At 50.9% G+C, this 26,491-nt stretch carries 20 protein-coding genes; 13 read left to right on the forward strand and 7 right to left on the reverse strand.

Going from position 1 to position 26,491, the window contains the following annotated elements; all coding sequences use genetic code 11:
- Positions 1-18: 18 nt before the first annotated feature.
- On the reverse strand, positions 19-993 hold the full coding sequence (hemB, locus tag LZ24_RS10635; protein WP_144685285.1) for a porphobilinogen synthase: 975 nt from the start codon (positions 991-993) through the stop codon (positions 19-21).
- Positions 994-1,118: 125 nt separating this feature from the next.
- Positions 1,119-2,306, reverse strand: coding sequence for a 12,18-didecarboxysiroheme deacetylase (ahbC, locus tag LZ24_RS10640; protein WP_144685286.1), 1,188 nt, complete (start codon positions 2,304-2,306; stop codon positions 1,119-1,121).
- Between the two features lie 402 nt (positions 2,307-2,708).
- On the opposite strand from ahbC, the gene LZ24_RS10645 reads away from it, so the two are divergent.
- The 3 genes from LZ24_RS10645 to LZ24_RS10655 are packed head-to-tail and all read left to right on the forward strand — an operon-like array spanning position 2,709 to position 7,065.
- Positions 2,709-4,361, forward strand: a complete 1,653-nt coding sequence (locus LZ24_RS10645) for a BCCT family transporter (RefSeq protein WP_144685287.1) — start codon at positions 2,709-2,711, stop codon at positions 4,359-4,361.
- Between the two features lie 58 nt (positions 4,362-4,419).
- Positions 4,420-6,300: a DUF294 nucleotidyltransferase-like domain-containing protein gene (locus LZ24_RS10650; RefSeq protein ID WP_246118581.1), complete on the forward strand. Its 1,881-nt coding sequence runs from the start codon at positions 4,420-4,422 to the stop codon at positions 6,298-6,300.
- A 33-nt stretch (positions 6,301-6,333) separates the two neighbouring features.
- The gene (locus LZ24_RS10655) at positions 6,334-7,065 is read left to right on the forward strand and encodes a 3'-5' exonuclease (protein WP_144685288.1); all 732 of its coding nucleotides are present in this window, start codon (positions 6,334-6,336) and stop codon (positions 7,063-7,065) included.
- A 27-nt stretch (positions 7,066-7,092) separates the two neighbouring features.
- Here the strand turns inward: LZ24_RS10655 and LZ24_RS10660 are convergent, their stop codons facing one another.
- Positions 7,093-8,799, reverse strand: a complete 1,707-nt coding sequence (locus LZ24_RS10660; RefSeq protein WP_144685289.1) for a cation:proton antiporter domain-containing protein — start codon at positions 8,797-8,799, stop codon at positions 7,093-7,095.
- A gap of 251 nt (positions 8,800-9,050) precedes the next feature.
- Complete coding sequence (locus LZ24_RS10665) at positions 9,051-9,737, reverse strand: LysE family translocator (protein WP_222427610.1); 687 nt, start codon at positions 9,735-9,737, stop codon at positions 9,051-9,053.
- Positions 9,738-9,862: 125 nt separating this feature from the next.
- Here LZ24_RS10665 and LZ24_RS10670 point away from each other — a divergent pair, with 125 nt between their 5' ends.
- Positions 9,863-10,438 carry a hypothetical protein gene (locus tag LZ24_RS10670; RefSeq protein ID WP_144685291.1) on the forward strand — a complete coding sequence of 192 codons (576 nt, stop codon included), beginning with the start codon at positions 9,863-9,865 and terminating at the stop codon, positions 10,436-10,438.
- A gap of 36 nt (positions 10,439-10,474) precedes the next feature.
- Positions 10,475-11,356 (forward strand): YitT family protein, encoded by an 882-nt coding sequence (locus LZ24_RS10675; protein ID WP_144685292.1) that lies wholly within the window; start codon positions 10,475-10,477, stop codon positions 11,354-11,356.
- Positions 11,357-11,447: 91 nt separating this feature from the next.
- On the opposite strand, the gene LZ24_RS10680 is transcribed toward LZ24_RS10675, so the two are convergent.
- Positions 11,448-13,049 carry a sensor domain-containing diguanylate cyclase gene (locus tag LZ24_RS10680; protein WP_144685293.1) on the reverse strand — a complete coding sequence of 534 codons (1,602 nt, stop codon included), beginning with the start codon at positions 13,047-13,049 and terminating at the stop codon, positions 11,448-11,450.
- A 709-nt stretch (positions 13,050-13,758) separates the two neighbouring features.
- Here LZ24_RS10680 and cls point away from each other — a divergent pair.
- Positions 13,759-15,183: a cardiolipin synthase gene (gene cls / locus LZ24_RS10685; protein WP_144685294.1), complete on the forward strand. Its 1,425-nt coding sequence runs from the start codon at positions 13,759-13,761 to the stop codon at positions 15,181-15,183.
- A 49-nt stretch (positions 15,184-15,232) separates the two neighbouring features.
- On the opposite strand, the gene LZ24_RS10690 is transcribed toward cls, so the two are convergent.
- Positions 15,233-15,478 (reverse strand): hypothetical protein, encoded by a 246-nt coding sequence (locus tag LZ24_RS10690; protein WP_246118582.1) that lies wholly within the window; start codon positions 15,476-15,478, stop codon positions 15,233-15,235.
- Positions 15,479-15,841: 363 nt separating this feature from the next.
- Between LZ24_RS10690 and rsmG the strand changes: the two genes are divergently transcribed.
- From rsmG to pyk, 5 genes are all read left to right on the forward strand, one after another.
- Entirely contained in the window at positions 15,842-16,525 is a 684-nt protein-coding gene (gene rsmG / locus LZ24_RS10695) for a 16S rRNA (guanine(527)-N(7))-methyltransferase RsmG (protein WP_144685295.1), read from the forward strand.
- Between the two features lie 86 nt (positions 16,526-16,611).
- Positions 16,612-19,395 carry an isoleucine--tRNA ligase gene (gene ileS / locus LZ24_RS10700; protein ID WP_144685296.1) on the forward strand — a complete coding sequence of 928 codons (2,784 nt, stop codon included), beginning with the start codon at positions 16,612-16,614 and terminating at the stop codon, positions 19,393-19,395.
- 113 nt (positions 19,396-19,508) lie between these two features.
- Positions 19,509-20,000, forward strand: a complete 492-nt coding sequence (lspA, locus tag LZ24_RS10705) for a signal peptidase II (RefSeq protein WP_144685297.1) — start codon at positions 19,509-19,511, stop codon at positions 19,998-20,000.
- 217 nt (positions 20,001-20,217) lie between these two features.
- Positions 20,218-21,615: a DNA polymerase III subunit delta gene (holA, locus tag LZ24_RS10710; RefSeq protein WP_144685298.1), complete on the forward strand. Its 1,398-nt coding sequence runs from the start codon at positions 20,218-20,220 to the stop codon at positions 21,613-21,615.
- A 40-nt stretch (positions 21,616-21,655) separates the two neighbouring features.
- Entirely contained in the window at positions 21,656-23,053 is a 1,398-nt protein-coding gene (pyk, locus tag LZ24_RS10715) for a pyruvate kinase (RefSeq protein ID WP_144685299.1), read from the forward strand.
- Between the two features lie 130 nt (positions 23,054-23,183).
- On the opposite strand, the gene LZ24_RS10720 is transcribed toward pyk, so the two are convergent.
- Positions 23,184-23,591 carry a hypothetical protein gene (locus LZ24_RS10720; protein WP_144685300.1) on the reverse strand — a complete coding sequence of 136 codons (408 nt, stop codon included), beginning with the start codon at positions 23,589-23,591 and terminating at the stop codon, positions 23,184-23,186.
- Positions 23,592-23,804: 213 nt separating this feature from the next.
- Here LZ24_RS10720 and eno point away from each other — a divergent pair, with 213 nt between their 5' ends.
- The gene (eno, locus tag LZ24_RS10725) at positions 23,805-25,085 is read left to right on the forward strand and encodes a phosphopyruvate hydratase (protein WP_144685301.1); all 1,281 of its coding nucleotides are present in this window, start codon (positions 23,805-23,807) and stop codon (positions 25,083-25,085) included.
- A gap of 82 nt (positions 25,086-25,167) precedes the next feature.
- Positions 25,168-25,995 (forward strand): hypothetical protein, encoded by an 828-nt coding sequence (locus LZ24_RS10730; RefSeq protein WP_144685302.1) that lies wholly within the window; start codon positions 25,168-25,170, stop codon positions 25,993-25,995.
- Positions 25,996-26,491 lie beyond the last annotated feature (496 nt).

Below are 26,491 nucleotides of genomic sequence, written 5' to 3' on the forward strand. Positions count from 1 at the left end.
TATCCTTCCTTATAAAAATCAGCCCCTGAGCTTACGCGCCGCTTCCATGGCAAAGTAGGTGAGGATGATATCCGCACCAGCCCTGCGAATGGATAAGAGGGTTTCCATCATGGCAGCATCACCGTCGATCCAGCCTTTTTCGGCAGCAGCCTTGATCATGGCATACTCGCCGGACACATTGTAGGCGGCCACGGGAAGATCCAGTTCATCCCGCAGGCGGGTGATGATATCCAGATAGGCGAGGGCAGGTTTAACCATGATGATGTCGGCACCTTCTTCCACATCCATGGAGGCTTCCCGCATGGCTTCCCTGCTGTTGGCGGGGTCCATCTGATAGGTTCTGCGATCGCCGAATTCCGGTGCATTGCCTGCGGCTTCCCGGAAGGGTCCGTAAAAGGCGGAGGCATATTTTACCGCATAGCTCATGATGGGAACATCCGTATATCCTTCCTGATCAAGGCCTTCACGGATTTCAGCCACCCGGCCGTCCATCATGTCCGAAGGAGCCACCATCTGGGCACCGGCACTGGCATGGCTGACGGCGGTGCGGGCCAGCAGGTCCAGGGTGGCATCGTTGTCTATGCGACCCTTTTCCACAATGCCGCAGTGTCCGTGATCCGTGAACTGACAGAGACAGACATCGGTAATGACGAGCATTTCCGGTACGGCATCCCGGACGGCCTTGATGGCCTGCTGGACGATGCCGTCTTTTTTATAGGCTTGGGTGGCCAAGGGGTCTTTTTTGTCGGGAACACCGAAAAGAATGACGGCGGGAATACCTAAGTCCCAGGCTTCCTTTGTTTTTTTTCTGATATTGTCACAGGAAAGCTGGGCCTGCCCCGGAAGGGCACTGATGGGGTTGCTCACGCCCTTGCCGGATACGGCAAAGAGGGGGAGAACCAGATTGTTCACGCTTAGGCTTGTTTCACGTACCATGCTGCGGATGATGGCACTCTGACGAAGGCGTCTTGGCCGGGAATCGGGAAAAAGCATGGAAGTCTCCTTGCTGACGGGTTCGGAAGATTTCTGTTATTAAGGAAGAAAAGGGCCGCCTCCATGGAGGACGGCCGGATTTCTACTCTGAAGTAATCAGATAATTTTTTGCAGGTTTTTTGAGCTTAAATACTCTGGCTGATTTCCTCATCCGTAAGATAGCAGGCCGGATCCGGCGCCCATACATCGTCGGTTAAGGCTTCGGCACGTACCCGGAAGTTGCCGCCGCAGATATCCAGCCATTTGCAGCTGGCACAGCGCCCTGTCACAAAATCTTTTTTGTGTTTCAGCTGGGCGAGAAGCTGGTCTTCGGGCTGGGACCATATCTGGGAAAAGGGGGTTTTTCTGATATTCCCGAAGCTGTGGTGACGCCAGAACTGATCTGCGTGTACCTCTCCATTCCAGGAAACGCAGCCGATGCCCCGTCCGGAAGAGTTGCCCTCGTTCATCTTTAAAAGCTCCATTACCTCTTCAGCCCTTGCCGGGTCTTCCCGTAAAAGGCGCAGATAAATGTAGGGGCCGTCCGCATGGTTATCCACGGTCAGCACTTCCTTGGGCTTGCCCCTTTCGTGCAGATCCCGTGTCCGGTCCAGAATGAGATCCAGAGCCTTGCGTGTTTCTTCATGGGAAAGATCATCTTCCACAAGCTTTGAGCCGCGGCCTGCATAGACCAGATGATAAAAGCAGACTCTGGGGATGTCCATTTCTTCCATGAGATCAAAAATGCCGGGTATCTCGGCAACGTTCTGTCTGTTCATGGTAAAGCGCAGCCCCACTTTAATGCCTGCCTCCTGACAGTTACGGATGCCGTCCAGAGCGGCCTGAAAAGCGCCCTTCACGCCCCTGAAGTGGTCGTTGACGGCTTCCATGCCATCCAGACTGATGCCCACATAGGAAAGCCCCACTTCCTTTAAGCGTCTGGCCTTTTCTTTTGTGATCAGGGTACCGTTGGTGGAAATAACCGCCCGCATACCCTGGGAGACGGCATATTCCGCCAGCTCCGGAAGGTCCTTGCGCATCAGGGGTTCTCCGCCGGAAAAGAGCATGACCGGAGAACCAAAGGCGGCAAGATCCCTGATCAGGGCTTTTCCTTCCTCGGTAGTCAGCTCATTGGCAAAGGCTTCATCCCTGGCATGGGCATAACAATGAACGCATTTGAGGTTGCAGCGCCGGGTCATGTTCCAGACCACAACGGGTTTTTTGTCTTCGGAAAACTGCAGAAGATGAGAGGGAAGGGAGCCGGAATGGCGTCCGTAGCGTAAAGCATCCGAAGGTTCGACTGTGCCGCAGTAAAGTTTGGATATACCTATCATAAGATCACCTGTTGGGGGGATGGCAGGGAATGGAAGTATTCCTTCATTTGGATAAAAGGCCCTTAAGGGCCGCATATGAAAGTCAATAAGGGTTGTGTCTGAGGTGGGATACCATACTCCCTCCATATATAAACAACCAGACTGCCTTATACCCTTTCCGTTATTTTCCGGCAAGTCTCAAGAAAATCCACATGCTCAATCCCTGTGGAGGGATTGTTTGTGAAGGCTGCACGATGTGCCACATAGTCTGTTCTTGACAGGAACCTTTGAACCTGAGAAATAAACTTTCATAAAAAGAATCTCTTATTGTCGGGTCAAGGTGAAAAACTGATTTTTTTCAGCCTTCAGTTTTTCATTTTTACCTTATTTATCATAACCACAAGGATCAGGGAGAGATGAACCATGGAAGATAAAAACCTTGACAAGATTGAGCCCGATGGCGAGGTGAATCCCATTGATACGGATTATCAGGTGGGGCAGGATAATGTATTTATAAAAATAGGGCGTTATGGCTTTGATATCCATAACCCTGTTTTTGGGATATCCGCCATTGTCACCATTTTATTTGTTGCCGTGACCCTGATATTTCAGGCGCAGGCGGAACCGGTTTTTGCCAGTATCCGTGGCTGGCTGACCTCCAATCTTTCATGGTTTTTTATTTCTGCCGGGAATATTTTTGTTCTTGTTTGTCTGGGGCTTATCCTTTCCCCCTTGGGCAGGGTCCGTATCGGTGGCACCGAAGCGGAGCCTGATTTTTCCTATCTGGGATGGTTTTCCATGCTTTTTGCTGCGGGTATGGGGATAGGGCTTATGTTTTACGGTGTTTCTGAGCCCCTTTCCCATTTCAGCTCTGCCTTTGGTGGCACAAGTGCAGAAGGTGGTGTCCGCACGGACTGGGCACCCCTTGGCGGGGCTGCCGGTGATGCGCTGGCAGCAGAACGGCTGGGTATGGCTGCAACCATTTACCACTGGGGTCTGCACCCCTGGGCCATTTATTCTGTGCTGGCACTGGGGCTTGCCCTTTTTGCCTTTAACAAGGGACTGCCCCTGACCATTCGCTCCGTTTTCTACCCCCTGCTGGGTGAGCGTGTGTGGGGTTGGCCGGGGCATGTTATTGATATACTTGCCATTATCGCTACGCTCTTTGGCCTTGCAACCTCCCTTGGCATTGGGGCCTCCCAGGCGGCAGCCGGTCTTGGCTATCTTTTTAACCTCCCTTCGGGTGTAACCACACAGGTTCTGCTGGTCATCGTCATTACCATTGTAGCACTGGTATCCGTGATAGCCGGTCTTACGGCGGGGGTTCAGCGGCTTTCAAAAATCAATATGGTTCTGGCGGTGCTCCTCCTGGTTTTTGTTATTGTGGTGGGGCCGACCCTTGCCATTATCACAGGTTTTTTTGCTAACCTTGCGGCCTATATTCAGTATCTGCCCGCCCTTGCCAATCCCATCGGCCGTGCGGACAGTAATTTTGCCGAAGGCTGGACTTCCTTTTACTGGGCATGGTGGATTTCATGGTCTCCCTTCGTGGGCATGTTCATTGCGAGGGTTTCAAGGGGCCGAACAGTAAGGGAATTTCTTGTTTCCGTGTTGCTGATTCCTTCGGCGGCCTGTGTTCTCTGGATGACGGTTTTTGGCAGCACAGCCATCCGTCAGTTTGTTGCAGATGGTTACACCGCAGCAGCTGAGGCGGTTTTACCCCTTCAGCTTTTTGCCATGCTGGATGTGCTGCCCATGGCACAGCTGACCTCTTTTATTGCCATTGTACTGGTTATTGTGTTTTTTGTTACTTCATCGGACTCAGGCTCTCTGGTGATTGATACCATTTCAGCAGGGGGGAAGGTCCAGTCTCCAACACCGCAGCGGGTTTTCTGGTGTACCTTTGAAGGCCTTGTGGCCATGGCCCTGCTCCTTGGCGGTGGCCTTGTGGCTTTGCAGGCCATGGCCGTTTCCACGGGCTTTCCCTTCACCATCATTCTGTTGGTGGGCTGCTGGTCACTGATCAAGGGGCTTTCCACGGAACCCCGGCCTAAAAAGCAGGCATCGGGCTCTTAAGGGCATGGAAAAACCCCCATGCAGGGGAAAGCCTCCCCTGCATATCAGGAATCACTGAGTGGATGAAGAGGGAACGGGAGGCGTTATGGAAGTTGAACTGGTGGACATTTCTGAACATCTGCGCCGTTTTGAGCCCTTTGACGAGCTTCCCGAAGAGGTGGTGAACGGGATTGCCGCCAGGGTGGATGTCCGCTATTTCAAGGCAGGCAGCACCATCCTTTCTTCCGGAGAAACCATTCATGAAATCTATTTCATCCGCAGTGGTGCCGTTGAGGTTTACCGAAGAAATGGCGCCCTTTACAACCGTTTGGAAGAGGGTGCCATCTTTGGTCAGCTTAGCCTTCTGATGCAAAACCGTGTGCGTTTTCCTGCAAAGGCGCTCGAAGATACCCTTCTTTATATCATTCCCGAAGATGTCTTCAATGAACTCTGTGAGAAATATGATTCCTTTGCAGACTTTGTGGAAATCGGAGGAAAAACCCGTCTGCGTCAGGCCGTATCCCGCGCCCAGCAGATGAATGATGTGATGCGTACAAGGATTCAGAAGCTTTTAACCCGGGATCTTGTCAGTATTGATGCCAAAGCCAGCGTATATGATGCTGGTTGTAAAATGACTGAAGAAGGGGTTTCCTGTTTGTTGATTACGGGTGCCAACAATGACAGCTCTTCTGCCATTGCCGGTATTGTCACAGACCGGGATCTCCGTACACGGTTTATTGCCGAAGGATTGCCTCTGGATACCCCGGTTTCAGCCATCATGTCCGGTGACCTCATCACCGTGGAAGCCCAGGAATATGTTTTTGAGGCCATGCTCTGTATGCTGCGCTACAATATTCATCATCTTCCTGTCATGCGGAATAAAAGGTGTATTGGTATGATATCCATTTCAGACCTGCTTCGCTATGAGTCCCAGAACAGTCTGCTGGTGGTGGCCCGCATTCTGAGGGCACAGGATATGGAAGAGCTGATCCGTATGAAGGGTGAGATGGATGCCAGTTTTATCCGGATGGTGAACGAGGGGGCCAACTCGCATATGGTGGGCAGTGCCATGAGTGTTTTTGGCCGCAGTATCAAGCAGCGTCTCATGGAGCTGGCCCAGGAGCAGCTGGGGCCGCCTCCGGTACCCTGTTGCCTGATGGCCATGGGCTCCATGGCCAGGGATGAGCTTTTGCCGGGTGGTGATCAGGACAATGCCCTGATTCTTGATGATTCCTATGATGAAAAATTGCATGACAGCTACTTTAAACAGCTTGCCAGCTTTGTCTGTGACGGGCTGGCGGCCTGCGGCTATAGCTATTGCAGCGGTGGAATCATGGCCACGGAAAAAAAATGGCGGCAGCCTTTGTCCGTATGGCGGAACTATTTCCAACAGTGGATTGAAAAACCCACCAACGAAGCCCTGTTGCACAGTTCCATTTTTTTTGATCTGGATGGGGTATGGGGGGAAATACAATGGGTGGAAAAGCTTAAGGAACAGATTGCCCGTAAGGCAAAAAACAGCCCGAAATTTCTTTCCTATCTGGCAAGAAATTCCCTTAATCGCACGCCGCCCCTTGGATTTTTCAAGGATTTTGTCCTTGAAGAAGATGGAAAATATAAAAATTCCATGGATCTGAAAAGGAGGGGATCGGCACCGCTGGTTGCCCTGATCCGGGTCTATACCTTAGCCATCGGCTCCACGGCCCAGAATTCCTTTGAACGGCTGGAACATATCCGTGAGTCAGGCCTTCTTCCGGCGGGACACACCCATACCCTGCACGATGCGCTGGAATTTATTTCCATGGTGCGTCTCCGCAATCATGCCCACCTTCTGCAGGAGGGGCAGGAGGTGAACAATAAGGTGAACCCGGAAAACCTCAGCCAGTTTGACAGACGCAACCTGAAGGAGGCCTTTCAGGTTTTAAACAATGCCCAGAAGTTTATTAAATTCCGTTACTGATGGGTTTGAGCAACAGGGTGACAAAGGAATGCCATGCTTTATTTTCCCCCGGAAAAGAAGAAGCCCCGGGCAACTCCCTGCTGGCCAGATGTTTTTGTCCGCAGGGCAGCGGAGGCCCGAAGTCCTCTGCTTCAATATTATTACGGCGGGGGAGTCGTGGATGGGGATACGCCCCTGAGTAAGGTTCTTTTTCTGGCACTGGACATTGAAACCACAGGCCTGCATCCGGGGCGGGATGCCATTGTCAGTATCGGGGCTGTGCCCTTTACTCTGGAAAGAATTTTCAGCAGCCGGTCCCGTTACTGGGTGGTCAATCCCGGCAGACCCCTTACACCGGATTCTGTGGTTATCCATGGGATAACCCATTCCCGGATCTTAAACAGTCCGGATCTTATGGAAGTGATTCCTGACCTGCTGGCTGTCATGGCAGGCGCTGTGATTGTGGTTCACTGCAGGCAGGTGGAACGTCTTTTCCTTGATGCAGCCTTGCGTAAATCCATCGGTGAAGGCATTGATTTTCCGGTAATTGACACCATGGAAATAGAGGCCAGTTATTTCCGCCGGGGGGTTCGTTACTGGCTCTCTCAATTTTTTGGTTTGAACAGATACTCCATCCGCCTTGCGGACAGCCGTACCCGCTATCATCTTCCCCAGTACAGACCCCACCACGCCCTCACCGATGCCCTGGCAACGGCAGAACTGTTTCAGGCGCAGGCAGCCTGTCGTTTTGACCCGGATATGCCCGTGAAAGAAATCTGGTTATAACTTTGAAAAGGCTATGGACTGAGGTCTTTAAAAGGGCCAGCCTCTGGGAGCTGTGCGGAGAAGGGCCATGAAATCAGTAAAGTTTTTAATTTTAAGGGCTTTTTCCAGCATGCTCTCATTTCGGAAGATGCCTGAAATTTCCGATGCAATGGCCAGTTGGGCATCGGCATCGGAAAGGGGAGTAAGGATGAGGAAAATGACATGGGCCAGCTTGTCATCGGGTGCATCAAAGTCAATGCCATCCTTGGAAATACCCACAACAATGATCGCATGTTTCAGGCCTTCAATACGGGCGTGGGGAAGGGCAAGGCCCTTGCCGATGCCCGTACTTAAGGAGAGCTCCCTTTCCCACACGGCGGCTTCAATCAGGTTTTTATCCAGTCCTGTGGTACGGCATGGCAGCTCAACCATTTCGCAGATGGCTTCTTTGGGGTTTGATGCCTGTAGACGATGCAGAAAATATTTTGAAGTCAGCATATCGGCTACGCTGAGATGCTGTTGGTAGCGGAGAATGATGCGGATCATGGGGCCGCTGATCATGGAAGTGCCCAGAGCCATGACAACAAGGGCGACAAAGAGGGAATGGGAAATAATCCCTGCCTCAAGGGCCATGACACCCAGAATAATTTCCATTGCCCCCCTTGAGTTCATGGCAAAGCCTGTGGCCCAGGCTTCCTTCCGTGACATGAGAGCCCACCTTGCACCAATGACTCCGCCGGCAATTTTACAAAAACATGCAAGGATAAAAACAAGGGCCACCATTTTAAAATCAAAATGTTCCATGAAATTGACCTTAAGGCCAATACTGGCAAAGAATATCGGGGCAAAAATAAAAGAGACAAAGTGATCTATGGTAAAGCGGGTGCGTTCTTTGAGGTGGGAGGAATCACCAAGGGCTGCTCCCACAAGGAAAGCACCAAAAATGGCATGGATGCCAATCAGCTCAGAGAGGGCGGCCCCAAGAATTGCCAGAACCACGGCAAAACTCAGTTCTCCGCCGGGCCATCTTGTGTATGCCTGTACAAAGGGAAGACTTTTGTGGATGAGGTGTCGTCCAAAGGTGAGAATCAGCACCGTAAAGGCGAGGGTCATGCCTATGGTGAAGACAACGGAGTCTGCGGTGACTCCCGGATTTCCCATGAGAGCAAGTATGATTGCAAAGATAATCCATCCGATAAGATCATTGAGAATGGCGGCGCTGATTACAACCATGCCAAGGTCACTGCGGTAAAGGTCCATATCCATAAGGGTTTTTGCAATGACAGGCAGTGCTGATATGGAGAGTGCCGTAGCGATGAACAGAGAAAAAACAAGCAGAGGAGATGTCTCCGGTCTGCCAAGAACATCCGGCAGGATCAGGGCTGCGGCCAGCCCGCAGCTAAAGGGGATCAGAATACTCATGATTCCGATCTTCAGTCCCTTGGGTCCCTGTCTCCAGATGGATGAAAGGTCCACCTCAATGCCTGCCACCATGAGAAAGAGGATGATGGCCAGGGTCGCGATGGCGTCCAGGGCTATGGCATTGGGACCTGTCGGGGGAAAAAGAAAGAGGCTGAGTTCCGGGGAAAGGGTGCCTAGAATTGTCGGGCCAAGGAGAATGCCCGCAAGAAGTTCTCCCACCACGGCAGGCTGTTTAATAAGCTGCGCCAGTTCTCCGAGGATGCGGGCTGCGGCCAGAAGAACGCCCAGAGAAAGCAGCATGACCAGAATGTTGTGGTGAGATAGGGTTTCCATGGCAGCTCTTTACTTCTCATATGATTTCTGGTTTGTAACGGATCGGTGCCATTTCCCTTTGGCAATGACCATATTTTCCGGACGGGTGGAAAGCAGGCAAAGGTAAAATCCGGTCATGCAATTTTTCTTGCCCGAGGCTTGCGGCTGAAAAACCGTGGTAGTAAAAAAACATAGTGAAGTTTTTTCAGGAAGGAAATGTTTTTTTGTGTTCTGCAGCATGGCCTATCTGTGGCCTGTTTCTGAAACAGGGTTTAGCCCAGACCTTTGACAAGCCCCAGACGGATGCCGAAGCCCACAAGAATACCGCCGCTGATGCCTTCCATCCAGCGCGTGAATGCGGGTTTGCGGAGGCAGTGCCCTACCCGGTGGAGGCCATGGGCCACCATACAAAGCCAGATCAGAGCCATGATAAAATGCAGGCCTGCAAGGAAGAAGGACTTCAGAAGTACGGAGTCATCCGGCTGAATAAACTGGGGCAGAAAAGCCATATAGAATACGGCGGTTTTCGGATTGAGCACATTGGAGAGAAAGCCTTCCTGAAAGGCCTTGTAAAAGGATTTTTTTTGAAGTTTTCCTTCAGAAAAAGTCAGATCCTTGATTTTTTCTGAAGGTTTTGTGGCAGACTTGAGGCTTTTAAGGCCCAGCCATATCAGGTAAAGGGCACCCAGTATTTTTACGGTGGAAAAAACCGTTGCAGAGTGCATAAGAATAAGGGATATGCCGAAGGCGGAAAGGGAGGCATGGACAAAGAGCCCGGAGCAGACCCCAAGGGAGGTGGTGCACCCCTGCTTCTGCCCGCCTTTCAGGGTATTCCGGATTACAAGGAAAGTGTCCGCACCCGGAGCAAGGGTGAGGATGAGCATGGCAGAAAGAAAGGCAAGAAGGGATGTGTCGAACATGGATGCTCCAAGGGGAAAGAGAAGGCCGAATGGCTTCAAAAATCTCTGTTTCCGTGCGGAATGAGTCTTTATTTCCAATACGCCCTGAAACGGGCTTTGTCCAGACTCTTTTGCTTTTTTGCTGTTAGTGCAAAGGCGAGGATATTTTGTGAAAGGTGGCTGATATGAAAAAAACAGGATATCTCCTTGGTTTCTGGATGCTTCTGATCTGCTGGCCGGATATGGTAAAGGCCAGAGATATTTCCCTCACGGTTTTTGGAGGTCAGAGCACAAGAAATGTCTGGGAAGATTTTTTTATTTCTCCCTTTACCCTTGATTTTGCCGATTCAAGGATAGCAGCCTGCGCGATGGCATACACCTTTGCCCGTATACCGGACTGGCATCTTTCCTTTGAGTTGGAAGGCCAGATTGTCCGCCACTGGGGCATACAGAACCACTGGGAAAGCAATCTGCCGGTGGTGATACGCCATCATCGTATGCCCTGGAGTCACGAGTTCCGGAGTTCCGCAGCCTTTGGTGTGGGGCCTTCGTGGTCCAGTGACACGCCTCCCCTTGAAGTGGAGACCCGTGGAGACAGCCAGCCCGTTCTTTTTCACTGGTTCATGGAGTTGACCGCAGGCCCCTTACAGGCACCATGGATGTTTACCGTGCGTCTGCATCATCGTTCCACAGGGTATAAGCTTCTGGCGGATAAGGGAGGGCTGGATACCCTTGTCGGGGGTATCCGCTGGGATTTTTAGCTGGATTCATATGTGTTTTGAAAGGATATTTGACCGATGAAGTCCTGTCTTGCGGACTATGGAATAATTTTTTTTGCAGGCATTCTTTATGCTGTCGCACTGAAATATTTTGTCCTTCCCTCCCAGGTGATTCTCACGGGTACCGAGGGTATTGCCTCTGCCCTTTCCTATTACTTTGACAGTTACCTGCTTTTCATCCTTCTTTATCTTTTCTTTCAGTCTTTTTTACTTGTTTTTGCCTTCTGGAAGGTGAGCCGGACCTTTGCCATGCGCACACTCATTGTGGTGGTGACGGTGAGTTCTTTTCTTGTGCTTATGCCGGAGCTGCAGGTTGCCGACCCTGAACCCCAGAATGAGCGCATGATACTGGTCATTTTTGGAGGGCTTCTGGCAGGTGTGGCCAAGGCCATGGCTTTCAAGAGGCGGGGTTCCACAGGGGATGAAGATATTCCTGCAGCTTATTTTGCCATGAAATACCTGAAACCCGTAGGCTATATTGCCATTTTTGCGGCCATGACATCCACGGCTTTCGGACTTTTTATGGATTATTTGAAATACGGAGAACTGGCTTCCGTTATCAATACCCTGATGTATACCTGTATTTATATTTTTGTTTCCACAACAACTCTGAACAACCTTTACCGAAAGTTTCAGCTGACCATGCTCTCTGTGATCACCCATAAAAAAGATGCCGTTGGTGCTGCCATCAAAGCCACATCCAGCCACAGAACCTATACGGTTCAGCAGGGTATCGGAGGTTATACGGGAGAAGCTTTCTGGATGGTACGAACCATCATTACCCACGAAGAACTTTCACAGTTTATTGCGGCGGTGGAAGAAGCGGATGCCAGGTGTTTTTACTATTTTGAAAATATCGAAGGTATCTCAAAGGGCTATTATATTGCACCTATCGGGTAGCGGTCCGGGTCTGGTCGGGGGGGCCGGAGGAAACTTTTTTTGCCGCATATGCGCATTCTTGTTTCTGCTTCATGGAACCATCCGGTATTATTTAGGGATCTGCCCCATGGTGACTCCAGAATCTGAAGGCACTTTTCCCGGCGTTTTTTGCTTCATACAGGGCCATGTCCGCCCTCCTGAACAGCTCCCCGAAATTTTCGCTGTCATCCACATCAATGGCAATACCGATACTGACAGAAACGCGGGTGTGGGGGAACTGTTTCAACAGTACGCTGTCAAACCCTGTGAGGATTTTTTCTGCGTATTGACATGGGGCTTCGTTTTTTTTCATATCGGGCAGGACGATGGCAAATTCATCTCCACCAAGGCGGAACAGGTTATCGGCATGGAAAATCTGCTGAAGCAGGGTGGAGAAGGCAACCAGTATTCTGTCTCCCTCATCGTGGCCAAACTGATCGTTCACCTCCTTGAAGTTATCCAGATCTGCGAGCAGAAGGGCCGTACTGTGCTGGCAGGGCGTTTTTCTCATAAAGTCCTGAAGACTGCGCCTGTTGTTCAGTCCGGTGAGATGGTCCGTGTTGGCGTCCATGAGAAGCCGGTTTTTGTGGCTGTGTTCAAGGGTGATATCAACAAAGAGGTAGATGTAGCCTGCCAGTATGCCAAAAATATCCAGAAGCGGCTCGTTATGAATTTTCAGAACCGTATCCTGTGAAAGCATCAGCGTGTTTTCTTCCTCCTGTTCAATGATCCATTTTTTGCTTCGGGTGAACTTACGGCTTTCATCTATGAATGAATCTATCCTGCTTCCTGCCAGATCTCTTTGGTCCAGGGAAAAAAGCTCCATAAATTTCTGATTGATAAGGGTAATGATTTTATCCCTGTCGGCCACCATGACAGCAAAGGGGAGGCTTTCCATCAGAATTTTCAATTCAATCATCAGGTTCTGCAGGTCCGTAATGTCATGGGCGAAACCTACTGTGCCGATAACCCTTCCATCTTTGTCAAAGATGGGTGATTTGTAGGTTTTGAACTTCCGCAGCTCATCCTGACACTTGACCGTCTCATCAAAAAGGCAGGTTTCTTTTTTGTTAAGGACAATTTCTTCGGATTCAAGACAGACATATTCCCCTTTGGCATATTCTTCGGGTTCTATATCCCAGATGTAATAATGGCCGCGGTCCTGAATCTGTTTTTTTGTTTTGTTCACGGCTTTACAGAAGCTGTTATTCACCTTGAGATGGGAGCCCCGTGCATCTTTGAACCAGATGAGGTCAGGCAGGCTGTCTATCAGGGTATCAAGGTATCTTTGGGTGAGGGATGCGTCTTCGCTTTCTTTGATACCGTTCATTATTTTTTTGAAGGAAGAAAGTATTTTTTCTTCTGCGAAGGGTCTGACCCAGACCTGATCCAGAATATCGTGAACCTCTGCAAGCATATTTAGGTTTTCTGTGGTGAAGCAGCCAATCAGAAAACTATCTTTGTTTTTTTCACTATGTATCTTTTTTATGAAGCTGCTGTTGCTGGTGAAAGAATCAAGGATGATGACAGAACAGTCTGCCAGCCTCGCTCCGTTGGCGTGGGGCTGGCAGATGATCTCGTGTGAAAACTGTTCCAGCGGCCTAAGCTTTTTCAGGATGCTTTCAAGCTGTGGATCCTGTGCCAGAATGAAAATTTTCAGCAGGCGTTGATACATGCTCAGCTCCTGTTTGCGGGGTATTTTTTTGATTCTGTAAATATGAGGGTTATGATGCAGTCAACATTATTCTGCCATCATTTTTCTTTTTATGAAAGGAATTCTGATTATTGGATGAATTATAAAATAGTCATGTGTTATCTTGATGTGCCTGGAAAGAAGCTGGTATGGTATTATATTCCGAATTTAGATTTCCACTGGATTCGATCCAATAATTCTGTGCAAAATTTTAAGGATTTCTTTATGACTTTCTATGTTCTTACCCGCCACAATTTTAAGGCTGCGGGTCTCAGATCCCGGGGGCATTTACGAAGACAGGGGAAGTCATCGGGGTTGCCAGTGTATGGCAGAGTCTGCCACCGTACGTCCGGAGGAAGGCTCTTTTTGAAAGATTTGGGAGTGGACGCCAAATAGTATTCGATTTATCACTGTTTTTTTATGGCATGCTTTATTTCTATCCATCAAATGGATGCGCTTTTTTGTTGTAAGGATGAAGGTAAAAATATTTTTTTCAGGGATCTTTTTTAAGTTGTTCAGATGTGTTTGTATGCTTTCTGATTTTGAAATTTGAAGAGAGCGCTTTCTTCAATCCATTGCAATGGGGGGCGGCACTTTCCCTGTGCTGAAAGCAGGCCGTTTCCCTTGGGATTGCTGCTCATAACGTTTACCCGGAACAGATGTAAAAGCGATTATTTTTTAGAAAGATTATATGCTTACAATTATTGCCATTGTTGTTTTCCTTGTGGAAGTGCTGGCCATTTTTATGGCTGTGCATGCTGTCATGTACGCAAGAAGTTCCCAGGGGGCCGTTGCGTGGATGATTGCCCTTATTACTTTTCCCTGGCTGACCATACCCCTGTATTTGATTTTTGGAAGAAACAAGTTTCAGGGCTATGCTGAGGCCCTGCGCCAGGGGCAGCTTGAAAAAGTTGCTGAAAAACCGGATCATAAATTTTCTTTGGAAAAATTCAGGGCCTTTCCCCAAGATAGCCAGAAAGAAACTTTCAGGCTTATGGAGAATCTTGCCCTTACCCCTTTTACGGATGGAAATCGGGCAAAACTTTTGATTAATGGCAAAAATACCTTTGGAGCCATTTTTTCGGCGATTTCTGAGGCGGAAGATTATATTCTTCTGGAGTTTTTTATTGTTCGCCATGACTCTCTGGGAAAAGAGCTGCAGAATCTTCTGATTGCAAAAGCCGCACAGGGGGTAAGGGTTTACTTCCTTTATGATGAAATTGGCAGCCGTAAACTGAAATCCGCCTATGGACGAAAGCTCAGGGCAGCGGGTGTACGTTTCCGGCCTTTTTTTACACGCAGGGGGCTGCTTAATCGGTTTCAGCTCAATTTCCGTAATCACCGTAAGATTGTGGTCGTTGATGGTAAAAAAGCCTTTGTCGGTGGTCATAATGTTGGAAAAAAATATCTGGGAGGAGACCCGAGTTTCGGCTGCTGGCGGGATACCCATATGGAGATTGAAGGGCCTTCGGTTATGGCTGTGCAAAGGGTATTTGAGGGAGATTGGTACTGGGCAACCAGAGAGCAGCTTTCTCTGAACTGGAAGGCAGAAAGGGTAACGGCACCGGGCATTCCCATGCTGGTACTTCCCACGGATCCGGCCCATCATCTGGAGGCATGCTCCCTTTTTTTTGTCAACCTCATCCTTGCGGCAAAGGAAAGGGTGTGGATTGCAAGTCCCTATTTTGTTCCCAATGATGCGGTCATGCAGGCTTTGCAGATGGCTGCGCTGAGGGGTGTGGATGTGCGGATTCTTCTGCCTTCACGCTCGGACTTCTGGCTTGTGCATCTGGCCAGTTATGCCTGTATTCAGAAGCTGGCCATGGAAGGTATCCGGATTTTTCGTTATCAGCCCGGTTTTTTGCATCAGAAGGTAATTCTGGTGGATGATTATTTGTCTGGTGTGGGAACGGCCAATGCGGATAACCGTTCCTTTCATCTGAATTTTGAGATTACACTGGTTGCTGCGGATAAGGGTATGGCATCTCAGGTCTCCCGCATGCTGGAGAAGGATTTTGAGGTTTCTTGGGAAGTGGATGGCCGCAGGCTTCCCCGGCCGGAGTGGTTTTTTCGTTTTGCCGTGCGCTTTGCCAGTCTTTTTTCCCCTGTTCTGTAAAAAAACATGAAACCCTGAGGGTATTTTAAGCTTCCGGTCGTTTTTTCGTTCAGGAATCTGATTTTTTATGGATTCTGTCCCGGTCAGCCTTGATCCGGAAAAAGGAGATCAGGGCAAAGGTGAGACTGAAGAGGATAATGAAGTTGGCAGCAAAGAAAAAAAGAATGAAATAACCGGGTTCTTCCAGCAGGTAGGCCAGACGCAGGACATGGACACCAAAGAGGCCAAAGCCAAGGGAAACAAGCATGAGAAAAGCGTAAAAAAGCTGATAGGGAGAAGAAAAAAAACTTTTCATGCGATAATTTTTACCTTTTATATGTGATGTCAGGGTTCTGGTTTAAAAAAAAGTGTAACGTGTTTTTGATTTTAAAAGTTGAAGATTAAAAGTTACGGAGTAATTATTCAGCACCTTTTATTCCGAACTACCAATGCTGTAGTTACAGCAGCTTCATACTGTTGCAAGGCTCCGTGGCTATTTGCAAGTGACATTGCAATCGTTTCGGCGTCACGGGCAAATAGCCTGGGGCCTGTGCATCTGTCTTGCAGGTATGATACTTGGAAAACCGTGCTGAACAGTTACGTTACGGAATCTTATTGAAAATCTAAAGATCTGTAAATGAATTAACAGGAATGATTATGGAAAAAAGGGGATGAAACCATGCAGGCAGGAGACAGCCTATGGTGTGAAAAGGTAAAAGAAGGTGCCGCACTCATGGGCCTGTATCCGGCCCCGGAAGTGCTGGAAGGTTTGGCCCTGCATGTCAGGAACCTGATTCTGTGGAACAAAAAAATTAATCTGACGGCCATTACAGATCCTCTGGAAGTAGCGGAAAAACATGTGCTGGATTCCCTTACCCTCACTGCCCATCTGCCTGCTGGCGGCAGGGTGCTGGATATGGGAAGCGGGGGCGGTTTCCCCGGTCTGGTTATGGCTCTCATGCGCCCGGATCTGGATGTACTGATGGTGGACAGTGTGCAGAAAAAAATGGTCTTTGTGCAGGATGTGATCCGCTCCCTGAAACTTGCCAATGCCAGCGCCCTGCATACCCGTGTGGAATCTTTGGATGCCGGTGATTTTTCCTGTGTGGTTTCAAGGGCCTTTACTTCTCTGGAACGTTTTGTTTCCTTAAGTCTTCCCTTTCTGGCGTCATCGGGAAGTATCATTGCCATGAAAGGTCCCGATGGAAGGGATGAAACAGCGGCGGCAGCCCCCATGTTTCCTGAGCTTGCCATGGAATGCCGGACCTATGGTCTGCCCTTTGGCGGTGGGGAGCGTTCCCTGGTGCTTATCCGGCGGCGGGAGGCTATGCCTTCCTTGACAGCATCGGGCAAGATGGCTTAGATATTCCAGCCTTATATATAAGGTAGCATCAGAATAATACCGTGTCATCGACACTTTACCCTTTGAATACTGGAGAGTATTTTCCCATGGATTATAAAAAAACCCTGAATCTTCCGGTAACGGATTTCCCCATGAAAGCAGGCCTGACACAGCGGGAACCTGTACAGCTGGCAGACTGGGAAAAAAAGAATCTTTATGCAAAAATCCGGTCCGCCAGTGCGGGCCGTCCTCAATTTATCCTGCACGACGGACCTCCCTATGCCAACGGCAATATTCATATCGGCACGGCCCTGAATAAAATTCTGAAAGATATTATAGTACGTTCCCGGCAGATGGCTGGCTTTGATGCGCCCTATGTACCGGGCTGGGACTGCCATGGCCTTCCCATTGAACACAACGTGGATAAAAAGCTCGGGAAGAAAAAGGAAGAGATGAGTACGGTACAGATCCGTCAGCAGTGCCGGAGCTATGCTGAGAATTTCCTGGATGTTCAGCGGGAGGAGTTCAAACGGCTGGGGGTGATGGGGGAATGGGAGAATCCCTATCAGACCATGGCCTTTGCCTATGAGGCGGCCATTGCAAAGGCCTGTGGCCTTTTTGCCCTGAACGGAGGTCTGTATCGTGGAAAAAAACCCATCCACTGGTGCTGCAGTTGTCAGACCGCCCTGGCCGAGGCGGAAATTGAGCACAGGGACGAGCGATCCCCCTCCATTTTTGTGGCCTTTCCCCTGAAAAAGGATATGGGCCTTGGCAAGCCTGTGGATATGCTGATCTGGACCACAACACCCTGGACCATCCCCGCCAACTTAGGTATCTGTCTGCACCCGGATTTTATCTATGCGGCAGTGGACATGGGTGATCGCATCCGCATTGTGGCCAAAGATATGGCCGAAGATCTCATGAAAAGTTTTGGTGTGGAAAATTTCTCCCTTGCAGGGGAGTGGACGGGAAAAGAGCTTGAAAATCTTGAGTGTACCCACCCGTTTTATGACCGTATCTCCCCTGTGATCATGGGAGAGCATGTTACCCTTGAAGCGGGAACCGGATGTGTACATACGGCACCCGGCCATGGTGCCGATGACTACATTGTGGGCGGGCGTTATGGCCTTGAGCCCTATTCCCCCGTGGAAGACAACGGCTGTTACACCGAAGAGGTGGGTGAAGATCTGGCGGGTGTCTTTGTCTTTAAAGCCAATGAAATGGTGATGGAAAAGCTTGCCTCAGCCGGGCATCTGGTGCATCGCATGGACATGGCCCACAGCTATCCCCACTGCTGGCGGTGTAAAAAACCGGTGATTTTCCGGGCCACTCCCCAGTGGTTCATATCCATGGAAAACAATGAACTCCGGAAAAAGGCCTTAGAGGAAATTGACAGGGTGCAGTGGATTCCCAAATGGGGCAGGGAGCGAATTTTTGGCATGATTGCCAACAGACCGGACTGGTGTGTTTCACGGCAGCGTTCCTGGGGTGTTCCCATCCCCATGTTCTATTGTGAGGACTGCGGCAGTCTGTTCATGAATAAAGAGACCCTGGACCGGATTTATGAAACCTTCCTTGAAAAGGGAGCGGATGTCTGGTTTGAGCAGGAGGCTGCCCATTTTCTTGCGGGTGAAGCAAAATGCTGCGACTGCGGTTCCTCCCGTTTTGTGAAGGAAAACGATATTCTGGATGTATGGTTTGATTCCGGTGTGAGCCATCTGGCTGTTCTGGAGGAAAGAAAGGAGGTGCTTTCATGGCCTGCCGACCTCTACCTTGAGGGCAGTGATCAGCACAGGGGGTGGTTCCACAGTTCCCTCCTCACCTCCGTGGGGCTGAAGGATAAAGCCCCTTACCGTGCGGTGCTGACCCATGGTTTTGTGGTGGATGGTGAAGGACGGAAGATGTCCAAATCCGTGGGCAATGTCATTGCACCGGAAAAGGTGATCAAGCAGCATGGTGCGGAAATCCTTCGTCTCTGGGTGGCGTCATCGGACTACAAGGATGATGTGCGCATTTCAGATAATATTCTGCGTCAGCTCTCCGAAGCCTATCGCCGTATCCGCAATACCTGCCGTTTTCTCATCAGCAATCTCTATGATTTTAATCCTTCGGAACACAGCGTGGCGGATGGCGACCTGACGGAACTGGACCGCTATGCCCTGCATCGTCTGGATCAGCTGACGGGCCGGGTGGAAAAGGCCTACGATAATTATGGTTTCCATACCATTTACCATGGTCTGCATAATTTCTGTACTTTAGATCTTTCCGCCTTTTATCTGGATATTCTCAAGGACCGCCTCTACACGGAAGCGGCATCTGGCCCCCTCCGCCGCAGTGCCCAGACAGCGATGTTCCGCATTGTGGATGGCCTTGTGCGCATGATGGCACCCATCCTTCCCTTTACCGCAGAAGAGGTCTGGACCCATATGCCCCTCTGGCCGGATAAGGAAGAAAGTGTGCATCTGGCAGCCATGCCGAAGGTTAAGGGCTTGGCCGATGACAAGCTGGTTGCCCGCTGGGAGGGGCTTGCCCGCATCCGTTCCGAGGTGCTGAAGGTGCTGGAACTGGCCCGCAGGGAAAAAACCATCGGGCATCCTCTGGATGCGGAGGTGCTTCTGGCGGCCAGTGGTGAGACGGCTGCGTTGCTGGCAGGCTTTGACACCGCCCTGCTGAAAAATGTTTTCATCGTCAGTGCCGTGACCCTAAAAGAAAGCACCGAGGGCCTTGCGCCTGCCGCAGATTCTGAAGAGCTTTTCATCGGTGTTGTCCGGGCCGGTGGTGAAAAGTGTGTGCGCTGCTGGGTCCGGGATGCCAGTGTGGGGCATTCTTCTGATCATCCCGAGGTCTGTGAACGCTGCATCAAGGCGATGGAAACCATGGAAATGGTATAATTTTACCCCTGCTCCGGCAGGCTGCGAAGGGGTCATGGTTTCGTAAAAGGCCATTGCAGCCAGCCGGAGTGCCGGGAATCTGCTTCATACCCCATGGCAGAAACAGGAGTTCCATGATTAATCAAAGAATCGTTTTTCTTCTCTGGGTAGCCAGTTTTGTGGTGCTCACAGATCAGGTGACCAAGCACCTTGTGCATACGGGCATGGCCTATGGCAGTACCATTCCTTTGATTCCCGGCCTTTTTGATCTGACCCATGTACACAATCCCGGGGGAGCCTTCGGTTTCCTTGCGGGGCAGAGTGAGCTGATCCGTAAGATAGTCTTTATTTTTGTTTCCGGTCTTGCCACCCTGATGATTCTCTATTTTTATCACAGAACGCCCATGAATTTTCTGTGGCTGAGGACAGGGCTGGCCCTGATATTCGGCGGGGCTGTGGGGAACATGACCGACCGCATACGATTTGGTTATGTGATTGATTTTTTTGATGTGTACTGGAAAACCTGGCACTGGCCGGCCTTTAATGTGGCGGATTCGGCCATCTGTGTGGGGATGGGTATTTTTGTTTTCCATGTACTGTTTAAAAAACTGCCCGAGGGTTTTTAGCCCCCGTTTCTGCTATTGTGCTGCCTGTTCAATAAAGATGTAAGCTTTAACAAGGTGCAAAGGCCTTTTGTGAGTGACATTGCAATTGTTTTGCGTCACGAACAAATGGCCTTTGCACTTGATTTCACTCAGACATTCCTTGAACATTGCCCGGCAATGAAAGGGAAACAATCCATAGAAAGCATCCGGGGGGAATCTCCTTCGGGGAGTATTTTACATGGTGGAAATTCGTTATACGGAGCTGCCTGCGGCTTTGCATGGACAGGAGAAGGACGGTTTTTTTCCTGTCTATCTGATTCACGGGGAGTCTTTTCTCTGTGACAATGCCGTGGACAGGCTGGCTGCCGCCCTTGGTCCCAGAGAGGCCTTTGAGCTCCTTGAAGGGGAGCAGGTGAGGCTGCGGGATGCCCTGGAAGAGGTCAGTACCTTTTCCCTTTTTGCCAGCGGTAAGGTGGTGGGGCTTTCCGGGGCGCGGATTTTTGATTCCGTCAGTGAGGCCCAGACACTGGCGGAAAAAGCGGAAAAAGCAGCCCTGAAGGGTAAGACAAAGCAGGCCATTCCCTTTTTTTTACGATATCTTGCTTTAAAGGGAATGACTCTGGAATCCCTTGTGTCTTCGGGGGGGAAAAAAAAGAAGATCGCTGAAAAAGACGCATGGATGCAGTCTCTGGCAGAGGCCTGTCTGCAAAAGGGTTTGAAAGTACCTGATTCCATGGATGAGGGGGAGCTTCTTTTAAGGGCCATTGAAAAGGGTTTTCCTGCAGGGCACCATCTGCTGATTACCGTGGATCAGGTGGACAGGCGCAGGGTGCTTTATAAAAAACTTGCCGCATTGGCCTGTGTGGTGGATTGCAGTGTGCCTTCGGGAAACCGGCGGCAGGACCGTGAAGCCAGAGACGAAATGATGCGGGAGTGTCTGGTCGGGGTTCTGGGCAGGGCGGGTAAAACCATTGATCCCAGAGCAGCCAGCCGTCTTCTGGAACTGACGGGTTTTGACCTGCGCATGCTTGTGGCCAACCTTGAAAAGCTGTCGGATTTTGCGGGGGACCGGAAGGGTATTACCCTTAAGGATGTGGAGGAGGTTCTGGTCCGTACCCGTCAGGACCCCATTTTTGTTTTTACGGGGGCCGTTGCGGACAGGAATGTCTCCGAAGCCCTTTTTTCCCTTGCGGGCCTCATCAAAGACGGCATGCATCCCCTGCAGGCCCTTTCCGCACTGGTGAATCAGTTCAGAAAACTTGTGGTGGCCAAGGATTTTCTCATTTCCCCTGCGGGAAAAGGCTGGACCCGGCGCATGGCCTATGATGGTTTCACCCGTTTTGTTTTGCCCGCCCTTCTGGAACATGAGGCGGCCCTTAAAGCCATGCGTCAGGAGTGGGAGGATGGCGGTGGGGGGGCAGCCAAATCAACGGATCTTGGAATTGCCGGGAATGGTAAAAATCCCTATCCCGTGTATCAGGCCCTTTTGCGGGCCGAGCGTTTTGAAAGGCGGGAGCTGGAGCAGGCCATGGCAATCCTTGCGGAGGCGGATCTGCGTATCAAGTCCGGTATGGATGCAACGAGGGTTCTGGAATCTGCCATCCTGCGCATGGGGCCGGGCTCAGGGGCCGCATAAGGCAAGGGGGCTGTAAATACATAGTCTGAAAGGTCTTTTCATGCAAAAAACAAAAATTATCTGTACCATAGGCCCTGCCTGTTCCGCCGGGAATATCCTTGAAGAAATGATACTGGCGGGAATGCGGGGGGCCCGGCTGAATTTTTCCCACGGCAGCCATGCAGACCATGGCCTCATGGTACGGCGTATCCGCTCCATATCAGAAAAACTGAATATTCCCGTAGCCATCCTTCAGGATCTCTGCGGTCCCAAAATCCGGGTGGGAAAACTTTCCGATGAGGGTGTCCGTCTTGTGGCGGGTTCTGAAGTCAGGCTCACAACCCTTGGTGAAGGCGGCCCTGCCATTCCCGTCACTTATGAGGGGCTTGCCCGGGATGTGCGTGTGGGGGACACCCTGCTTCTGGCCGATGGCATGATGGAACTTTTCGTTCTGGAAAAAGGCGCTTTTGAAATCGGCTGTCGTGTGGTGACAGGTGGTGTGCTGACATCGGGCAAGGGCATCAATCTGCCCTCGGGCACGCTGAATATTCCTGCACTGACGGAAAAGGACAGGCTGGATCTGGAATTCGGCCTTGGCTGTGGTGTGGATTATGTGGCCCTTTCCTTTGTGCGCAGTGCCGCAGATATCCGGGAGGTGAAGACCCTTGTGGCGGCTTTCGGGCAGGATACGCCTGTGATTGCCAAGATTGAAAAGCATGAAGCGCTGGATCATATGGCAGAAATTCTTGGGGAGGCCGATGGCATCATGGTAGCCCGGGGGGATCTGGGGGTGGAAATTCCTCTGGAGAATGTGCCGGATATTCAGAAGGATCTGGTACGCATGGCAAACAGGGCAGGAAAACCGGTGATCATTGCCACCCAGATGATGAAATCCATGGTGGAAAGCCCCAGACCCACAAGGGCTGAGGCCAATGACGTGGCCAATGCGGTGCTGGATGGTACCGATGCCCTGATGCTTTCGGAGGAAACGGCCATGGGAACCTTTCCCGTGGAAGCCGTGCAGTACATGGCAAAGATAGCGGCCCGTGCGGAAAGAATTTTCCCCCATGAGCGCTACCGGGAAAAGCCAGAGGATTCCGGTGTGCCGGGGTCCGTGGCCAGAGCTTCGGCCATGCTGGCCGATGAGCTGGATGCTGCGGCTGTGGTGGCACCTACCCGCAGCGGATTTACCGCCGCCCAGATTGCCCGGTTCCGGCCCCGCTGTCCCATTCTGGCCCTAAGCCCGGAGGCAAAGGTTGTTCAGCGTTTATGTCTCCACTGGGGCTGCATACCAGGGCTTTTTGAAGAGGAACAGGATACGGATACCATGATTGAAAAGGCGGGGAATGCGGCACTGGAAGCAGGGCTGGCAAAGGCAGGGCAGGCTGTGATCCTTACGGCAGGGCATCCCATCTGGCAGAAGGGTACAACCAATATGGTGAAGGTGCGGGTGCTTTAGTCCTCTGTGGGGCGTCCTTCACGGGTGTCCGCTGGCAGTCTTCCTTGGGTCTGCCTCCGGATACCCGTAAAGTCCCTTGGAAAAGTTCTGCGGGGTGTTGCTGTTTTGGGGACGCCTTCACGCAGCCTGATCAGCGGGTTTCATCGGACTTCAGTTTGCGGTTGAGCTGACTGAAAAGTTCTTTTTGTTTTTCTTTCTGTTTTTTCTGAAAATTTTCAATTTCCATATTTTTTTTCTGTCTGCTATTCTTGAAAGACTCAATTTCTGCCTGTATGGCTTTTTCTTCCCGCTGTTTTGGCAGTGTCTCCAGAACCTGCATGTCCTGAATGAAGTACCGGGATGTGCCTGCCTGATCAAGGCATTCAAGAACGCCGATTTTTTCCATCTGACGGATGAGAATCAGAATTTCTTCCGCTGAGATTTTCAGCAGGGAGGATATGTCGGATATTTCCGGTGGTGTTCCATTTTTCTGATGGGTACAGATGCGGATGGCAGCCACCAGAAGATGGGCGGTTTCATAGGGGCTTTTTCCGTGCATGGCTTTCCTTTCCGGCAATGGCCTTTGTTTATGGTTCCGGCGCATCCAGGGGGGTGTTCGGCTGGCCTGATACGGGCTTCCTTGACAGAAAAACCCATGAAGAGTATCAGTTCATGGACTTTTGTCAATCTGGATATAATGTGAAAATGTGTTTTATTCTTTTAATTCCATATAGTTGATTTTTAAGGTCAGCAAGAGCAAGGAGAATATATCATGACGGAAATTATTGATGTCCGGGCCAGGGAAGTGCTGGATTCCCGTGGGAATCCTACGGTGGAGGCGGATATCCTCCTGTCCGATGGGGCCGCAGGCCGGGCTGCCGTACCTTCGGGAGCTTCCACGGGGGTACGTGAGGCGCTGGAGCTCCGGGATGCCGATGCTTCCCGCTATCTGGGTAAGGGGGTCCGTACGGCGGTGAACAATGTGATGGAACTGCTGGCCCCTGAAATTCTCGGCTATGATGTGACGGATCAGGTGGGGCTGGACCGTGCCATGCTGGAGTGTGACGGTACGGAAAACAAATCCCGCATGGGAGCCAATGCCATTCTAGCCCTTTCCATGGCCGCAGCCCGCGCCGGTGCCGATGCCCATGGTCAGTCCCTTTACCGTTATCTGGGCGGTATTGCGGCCAATACCCTGCCCACACCCATGATGAATATCATCAATGGGGGAGCCCATGCCAGCAACAGTCTGGATATTCAGGAGTTCATGGTCATTCCCGTGGGGGCTTCCAGTGTGTCCGATGCCGTGCGCATGGGGGCGGAGATTTTCCATCACCTGAAAAGCCTTTTGAAAAAACAGGGTCTGAATACGGCTGTGGGGGACGAGGGCGGCTTTGCTCCGGATCTGGAGAGCAACGAACAGGCCATTGCTTTGATTATGGAAGCCATTGAAGCTGCAGGTTATGCTCCCGGCAGGGATGTGGCTCTGGCTCTGGATGTGGCGGCCAGTGAGTTTTACAAGGACGGCGCCTACCATCTCGAAGGAGAAGGCCGTGTTCTGTCTGCTGCGGAAATGATTGATTATTATGAAGACCTTCTGAACCGCTACCCCATTGTTTCCATTGAAGACGGCCTTGCGGAAGGGGACTGGGAAAACTGGGCTGAAATGACCCGTCGCCTTGGCAAAAGGGTGCAGCTTGTGGGGGATGATGTCTTTGTCACCAACCCCGCCATTCTGAAAAAGGGGATTGAAGACGGCATTGCCAATGCCATTTTGATCAAACTCAACCAGATCGGTACGGTGAGTGAGACCCTTGAAGCCATAGCCATGGCAAAAAATGCGGGTTACGCCACGGTGATTTCCCATCGCTCCGGTGAGACCGAGGATACCTTTATTGCGGATCTGGCTGTGGGTGTGAATGCGGGCCAGATCAAGACAGGCTCCCTTTCCCGCAGCGACCGTGTTGCAAAATACAACCAGCTGATCCGTATTGAAGAGGAACTGGGAGAGGCGGCTGTGTATGCGGGAAATGTTTTTCCTTTAGGTGCATAGTTTCCATGGTTTTGTGCCTTGAGTAACAGGATATTTTGTTGAATATACGTTCAATCCATGTTTTTTCAGGAAGGAGGCCTGTATGAAAAGAGCTGGCAGGGGAATTGTTCTGGGGATGATTCTTTTTCTGATGCCCTTTTCCGCACAGGCCTTCATTCCCGAAGGCCCCCATATGCTGGACCTGATGGTCCGGTCCATGGGGAAGGGGGCCAAGGTGCGTCTGGATACCCTGATTGCTCTGCCCGCCTTTGAAAAGGAAGGTGAGGTCTCCAGGGTAGAGGATGTGTTTTTTTTCAACCCTCCCCATGCATTCCGCAGTGAAACAAAGGATGGCAGGCGTTTGCGCATTGCTACACAGGAGGGCCGTTTTCTTCTGGTGCTGGATGGTGTCATTGTCAGAGAGCAGACGGGGATGGAGGATTTTTTTTATCTTCCCCTGCTGCTCAGGGACAGGCCCATGCTGATTTCCGCTCTCACGGAATCGGGGATGGATATGGAAAGGACCGGTCTTACCCGCTACGGCGGGCGTATCTGCTATCGTCTGGGCGCTCCGGATGGTACGAGAATGCTGATAGATAAGGAAAGCCTTTACCCCGTGGCCCTTAAACTGGTTGAGGGTACAGAAGGGGGCCGGAGGCGGGAGGTGACCTTTCGCTATCTGGACTGGCAGCGTTTTGACGGGGCTGCATGGCCCCTGCGGATAGAAATATTTGAAGGGGAGAGGGCGCTTTTGCAAAGAATAGCTGTGCAGGATCTGCGTAAAGACAGCATAAGCGATGCCCTTTTTGCCATTGATCGCATCCGGCAGCAGTATGGATATGCTGATCACTTGCCCCTGATGGAAGGCGGGGAAGACCCCCTTGTGGAAATTGAGGTGAATCTGGAACGCCTGCGCAGACGTTATCAGTAAGCGTTTCCGTAACCCTAAGATACAGCCATGCGGTTTTCGTATGATTCCCCCGTCCTCCGTAAGGTGCGGGGGCGGTCAGTGAACCTTGAAAATCATCCGGTCCATTGACGGATTGTCAAGCCATACCTGCCAGACATGTGCAGAGGCACTCAAGCTATTTGCCCGTGACGCAATCTTATTCGGGAGCTTCTTGCCCTGTGCGGAAGCGGCAAAAACTCGCCGCCACAGGCAGGATAAGCTTTTTGATTACCATAGCAGGCCTTGGTGTGCTGCCTTTGTGGCGGCTCAGACAGTTTGCCGCTTCTTTCGCACAGGCCTTCGAACCTCTGATCCGAAACGATTGCAATGTCACTTGCAAACAGCCAGAGTGCCTTGCAACAGTAAGAAGATGCTGTAATTACAACATTGGAAGTTTGGAATAAACTCTGCTGTACAATTAGGTCAAATGAAGGAAAAAAATTTCAAAACCGTGCAAAGCTTGTGACATGCTGAATGG

It is taken from the genome of Desulfobotulus alkaliphilus (genome assembly GCF_007830435.1).
Taxonomy (GTDB): Bacteria; Desulfobacterota; Desulfobacteria; order Desulfobacterales; family ASO4-4; genus Desulfobotulus; species Desulfobotulus alkaliphilus.

Coding starts and splice junctions, on each gene's coding strand:
- hemB (WP_144685285.1), bottom strand. CDS start 993: ATGCTTTTTCCCGATTCCCGGCCAAGACGCCTTCGTCAGAGTGCCATC.
- ahbC (WP_144685286.1), bottom strand. CDS start 2,306: ATGATAGGTATATCCAAACTTTACTGCGGCACAGTCGAACCTTCGGAT.
- LZ24_RS10645 (WP_144685287.1), top strand. CDS start 2,709: ATGGAAGATAAAAACCTTGACAAGATTGAGCCCGATGGCGAGGTGAAT.
- LZ24_RS10655 (WP_144685288.1), top strand. CDS start 6,334: ATGCTTTATTTTCCCCCGGAAAAGAAGAAGCCCCGGGCAACTCCCTGC.
- LZ24_RS10660 (WP_144685289.1), bottom strand. CDS start 8,799: ATGGAAACCCTATCTCACCACAACATTCTGGTCATGCTGCTTTCTCTG.
- LZ24_RS10670 (WP_144685291.1), top strand. CDS start 9,863: ATGAAAAAAACAGGATATCTCCTTGGTTTCTGGATGCTTCTGATCTGC.
- LZ24_RS10675 (WP_144685292.1), top strand. CDS start 10,475: ATGAAGTCCTGTCTTGCGGACTATGGAATAATTTTTTTTGCAGGCATT.
- LZ24_RS10680 (WP_144685293.1), bottom strand. CDS start 13,049: ATGTATCAACGCCTGCTGAAAATTTTCATTCTGGCACAGGATCCACAG.
- cls (WP_144685294.1), top strand. CDS start 13,759: ATGCTTACAATTATTGCCATTGTTGTTTTCCTTGTGGAAGTGCTGGCC.
- LZ24_RS10690 (WP_246118582.1), bottom strand. CDS start 15,478: ATGAAAAGTTTTTTTTCTTCTCCCTATCAGCTTTTTTACGCTTTTCTC.
- rsmG (WP_144685295.1), top strand. CDS start 15,842: ATGCAGGCAGGAGACAGCCTATGGTGTGAAAAGGTAAAAGAAGGTGCC.
- ileS (WP_144685296.1), top strand. CDS start 16,612: ATGGATTATAAAAAAACCCTGAATCTTCCGGTAACGGATTTCCCCATG.
- lspA (WP_144685297.1), top strand. CDS start 19,509: ATGATTAATCAAAGAATCGTTTTTCTTCTCTGGGTAGCCAGTTTTGTG.
- holA (WP_144685298.1), top strand. CDS start 20,218: ATGGTGGAAATTCGTTATACGGAGCTGCCTGCGGCTTTGCATGGACAG.
- pyk (WP_144685299.1), top strand. CDS start 21,656: ATGCAAAAAACAAAAATTATCTGTACCATAGGCCCTGCCTGTTCCGCC.
- LZ24_RS10720 (WP_144685300.1), bottom strand. CDS start 23,591: ATGCACGGAAAAAGCCCCTATGAAACCGCCCATCTTCTGGTGGCTGCC.
- eno (WP_144685301.1), top strand. CDS start 23,805: ATGACGGAAATTATTGATGTCCGGGCCAGGGAAGTGCTGGATTCCCGT.
- LZ24_RS10730 (WP_144685302.1), top strand. CDS start 25,168: ATGAAAAGAGCTGGCAGGGGAATTGTTCTGGGGATGATTCTTTTTCTG.